1 protein-coding gene is annotated in these 4,997 nt (G+C 72.9%); it reads right to left on the reverse strand.

The window, feature by feature from the left end; all coding sequences use genetic code 11:
* Window positions 1-4,997, reverse strand: a 4,997-nt coding sequence (locus tag AC5LSR_RS23100) for a Tc toxin subunit A-related protein (protein WP_493469017.1), incomplete at both ends; no start/stop codon positions are given.

Consider the following 4,997-nt stretch of genomic DNA (forward strand, 5'->3'; position numbering starts at 1 on the left):
ATGGTGATCGTGACGGGAGTGGTGGCGTCGGTCCAGACGAGGATCTTCGCCAGTTTCAGGGTGCTGCGGCGCAGGGCGTAGGGCAGCCGGTCGCGGGAGACGTCGAGGATGAACGGGGTGGGGGTCGACCTGTTGCGGGCCCAGGTGTCGGCGTGTTCGGCGCGCAGGTCGACGAGGTGGAGCAGGTCGGGGGCGGCGAGCAGGCGCGGGGCCGGCCGCGCCGCCGCGGCGGCGGTGTCGGCGGCCGGCGGGCGGGCCAGCAGGGTGTCGACGTGCTCGCGGGCGGCCCTGGCGAGCCGGTCGTCGTAGCGGGCGGTGTAGCGGATCGTCATGATCACGTCGGAGACGGTCGAGGTGTCGAAGCTGTTGGAGTCCTTCGGCAGCCGCAGGGTCCAGCGGCTGATCAGCCCGGCGTTCTCGAACGGCAGCAGGCGGTCGTCGTTCTGGCCGCCGTCGAACAGGCCCTGGTCGTTCTGCCCGTGGCTGGTGACGATGGAGCCGCCGGCCCGGCCGCTGGGCTCGAAGCGGTTGTCGTCGTCGCCGGTGGGGGCGTAGGCGTCGCCGTTCGCGCCGGACGCCGGGTCGGCGGAGCGCCGGATCCGGTCGGCGTCGAGGGTGAGCCGGGCGTTGACCGACGTGTAGGGGCCGGTGATGCACGGGATCGTCAGCGCGACGGTCCTGATCCGGCGCTGGTAGTGCCCGGGGAAGTCGAGGTCGAACAGCCATTCCGGCAGGACGAAGGTGGCGGTGCCGTGGGTGACGAGGTCGGCCAGCGCCGCCGGGTCGAGCAGCCGCAGCGACACCGGCCTGGTGACCTCGTGCAGGCGGTCGTCGTGGTCGAGGCAGGCGGCGTCCATCGTCCTCAGGTCGGCGACGAGCCGGTCGGCGGCGAGCAGGCCCTTGCGTTCGCTGTCCCACACGCCGGCTCTGACGAACGTCCGGTCGTAGCGGTAGAGCTCCTGCTGCCAGGCGCGTTCGGCCTGCCGGGCGAGCCGGAACGCCAGGTTGTACAGCTCCCGGTACATCGCGGTCAGTTCGCGGGCCTGCCAGGAGAACAGGTCGGCGCTGGTGAACTTCGAGGTCATCAGGTCGAGGACGGCGCGGCTCTCGGTCAGCTGCTCGACGCTGTTGTCGTGTTCCCGCTGCGCGGCGGCCTTGCGGACGGCGGCGGCCCCGGCGAGCGTGAACAGGTGGTCCATGTCGGCCGCGGCCAGGTCGCGCTGGAACTCCCAGTCCTGCCGGCGCCATTCGTGATCGGCCCGCAGGCCGGCTTTCGTCCCCTCGGAGTGGTCGATCGACGCCTTGATCTGCGCCAGGACCGCGGCGGTGTTGACGACGGCGGCCAGCTGCTGGCCGCCGTGCTCGGCGCCGAAGATCCACGGGCCGAACTTGGCCTGCGGGATGGCGTTCAGCAGCGATGTCGTGGCCTGGATCGACGTGGAGACGATGTTCCAGTCGGTCGCGCTTGTGATCTTGTCGAGCTGTTTCTGGTTGTCGCTGGCCGGGCCCTGGTCCCGCTCCCATTCCGCCAGCAGCGCGAGGTAGTGCCGGTGGCGGAGGCCGGCCGCGTGATGGGCCGCGGCCGCGGCGTCCTCGTCGAGCTGCGCGGCCTTCAGATGCTGGTCACGTATCGCGGTCATACGCTCGAGGAGCTGGGTCTCGTGGGTCGCCCGCAGGACGGCGAGCTGTTCGGCGTCGCGTTTCTCCAGCGCGGTGAGCAGGGCCTGGCCGAGCTGGCGGGCTTCCTGGGCCAGGTCGAGGGCGCGGGCGAGCAGGGTGTGGAACCGGTGCCGCGGCGGCGGCGCGGACAGTTCCGCGAGCGCCTCGTCCAGGGACATGCCGGCGGCGAGCAGCCGGGCGATCCGGGCCGGGTCGAGCTGGCGTCCCCACAGGTCGGTGACCCGCGGGTTGCCCTGTAGGTCGAGGCTGTTGCGCAGCTTGTGCAGCCGGTCGTCGACGATGTCCCAGTAGCCGGCGAGCCGGTCGTTGCGGGGGACACAGAAGTAGGGCACGGTCGCCAGGGAGAGGACCGTCGCCGGGACCGGCGGGCCGGCCTCCCGGACGCCGTCGGGCACGGTGACGAGGTGTTCGGCGGCGACGAGGGCGTTGGAGAAGCCGCCGAACGTCGCGCCGAGAGTGCGGTAGGTGTGCGCGGGGGGCGCGTCGTGCGGTGGCAGCTGCGGCTGGGCCGGGCCGAGCATGTCCTGGGCGTAGGCGTAGTAGCCGTAGGCGAGGTTCAGTTCCTCGCTGGTGCCCGCGGCGAAGTGGCGGTCGCCGGCGTCGAGGAGAAGGTCGAGGTAGTCCATGAACACGGCCTTCTGGTAGGCGACGGTCCGCAGCGACGCCACCGCGTGCGGGTCGAAGGGATGCTCCCGCCAGCGGGCGACCTGGAGCTGGAAGGCGGGGTCGGCGGTGTTCGCCAGCAGCGACTCGATCCGCTGCTGGCGGTAGTCGGCGCGGGCGCGTTCGTAGAAGGGCCGGGTCTGCCACCGCGAGCGGACCGGGTCCGGGGCGTCTCCGGGCACCATGGCCGCGCAGGACGGGTCGAAGATCGTCCGTAGCCAGCGCAGCCCCGCGTCGAACTGGCCGTTGGACCGCAGCCGCGCCGCCACCAGACGAACGGCGTGGAAGAACAGGTCCCAGTTGTACGAGCTGTAGGCGCCGGCGGGGGAGAAGTCGAGGTCCTCGGCCGGATGCGGCTGTCGCACGTACAGCGGTGACGGGTTGTAGGCCGTCCTGAAGTCGAACCGCCGCCCGGTGTCCGGCCACGGCTGGAAGTTCCAGGGGGCCACCTGGAGGCTGCGGGCCAGCATCCCCTCGACGCCGCCGACCGCCAGCGCCTGGATCAGCGTGGGCAGGAAGGGGTGGTAGAAGGCACCGACGGTGACCGACGGCAGCGACAGCTTGCCGATGGTGCCGAACACCCCGCTCGTGACGATGTCGGAGACGGCGAACCGTGACGCCAGGCTCATGGCCGAGCCCGGCCCCGGGGCCGACATGACGCTGGACGCCTGAGGAACAACGGTCGGTGGCAGGACGAGCGGTTGCAGTCCTGTCGGCGTGGCGGTAAGCATCCGGTTCGTCACCGTAACCGTCACTGTCGGGCCTGCCAGCAGCGACGACACGTCCAGCAGCGACGACACGTCCAGCAGCGACGACGCGTCCAGCAGCGACGACACGTCCGGCAGGGACGGCACCTGCCCCGCGGCGGGCAGCCCCGGCGCGGACGACGATGCCTGGAGCTCCTGCGTCCCGGCAGCGGGATACAGCGGGACAGGCAGCGCGTCGACCGCTGCGTCACCCAGCACGGCCCGCAGGGCGGCCAGCCTGTCGTCACCGGGACGTATGCCGCCCAGCTCCTCGGCCTCACCGGGCCGGAGCGCGTGGTACTGCGCGGGCAGCACGACACCGGCGCCGCGCAGTGCCCAGTCCTTCGGGACCGCGAGCGGGCTCATCCGGCCGCCGGCGGCGAAGAACGTCCGGTCGGCGTCGGCGACGAACAGGTCGGAGCCGACGTCGAGCCCCCAGCTGGCGGACTCGACGGTCACGTTCAGTCGCCTACCCGGAGCCAGCAGCGTGTAGGACGAGGACGGGGCGGAGCCGACCACGAGCGACGCGCCGACGACCCGGCCGCGCCGGTACACCATGCCGGGCGGGTTGTGGGTGAGGGGCTGCGTGCCCGTCACCGCCTCGGCCGTCAGACCGGCCGGCCGCAGCCGGAACCGGCCGACCGGCACCTCCGAATACGACAGCAGCGCCGGCGGCGGGGTCGTCACCGCGATGACGAGCTCGGCGGGCGTCACACTGCCCAGGCGCAGCCCCACCAGGCCGGTGGCCCGGCCGACGGTGACGTAGGCGCCGTCCGCCGCGTCACTGAGCTGTTTGGGCAGCCACTTGCCGTGGCGGCGTTCCGTCCAGGCCAGCAGGACGCGGGCCGACGGCGGCGGCTGGGGCGTGACCTGCACCTCCGTCAGCCTGCGCGGCCCGGTCTGGCCGCCGCCGGACGACGGGACGTCCGGGTCCGGCGTCACCACCGGCCAGAACAGCAGCAGCCGGCGGTTCCACACCACCGGGACGACCTGGTCGTAGCCGATGTCGACCGGGATGACCTCCCACGGCGACCACGCCCCGTCGTCCAGGGTGCGGTAGTAGTACGTGTACGGAGCGGTACCGGAGCGGGCGACCACGTGCAGCACGTCCCGCTGCACCCCGAGGGCGGTCGAGGCGACCCGCTCCCGGTGGAAGCCGAGCACCTGCGGGCGGGCGATCTTCTCCAGTTTGTCCAGGTAGGCGCGGAACGCCTCCTCGGCGGCGTCGTCGGTGAGGCCGGACTGCAACAGGTCCGACTCCAGCTCGGCGAAGAACGACGACCTGCCGATCCGGGCGGCCGGGTCCGCGTAGTTCTCGGTGTGCGTGAAGATCCGGCGCTGGGCCTCCCACACCCGGTAGCGGCCCATCCACACCCACTGTGACCAGCCCTCGTCCGCCTTCGCGTCCGGCCGCATCCCCGGGCCCTCCCGGCCCAGCTCACAGCGCTGCACGAACATCTGCACCGAGTTGAGGGCCTGCCGGATACGGGTGGTGATCTCCTGGGGGCCGATGAGGACGTCGACGAGCAGGCGGGCCGACAGCGCGTCGGCACCGTCCAGCCGGTCACGGTGCACCAGGAAGGCGACGAGGGCGTCGCGCCGCCGGGCCCGCAGGCCGTCGAGGATCGACGCGCCGGTGCTCGCCCACTGGTCGGCGGCGAACCGGGACTCGACCCGGGCGAGCACGGCGTCCGCGGCGGCCAGGCCCCCGGCCGCAGGGTCTGCGGGGGCGGGTCCCCCTGCCGCGGGCTCCGCGGCGGTGAGGTCCGTGGCGGTGGCCCACGTTCGGCACTCGGCCACGGTCGCGCCGACGGCCGCGGCCAGGGCGAGCTGGCGCGCGCCTGCCGCCAGGACGTCAAGGGTGAGGACGTTGCCGCCGGCGGCGTCGGCCGCGCCGGCCGCGCCAGT

The sequence above is a fragment of the Protofrankia sp. CiP1_Cm_nod4 genome (genome assembly GCF_982290645.1).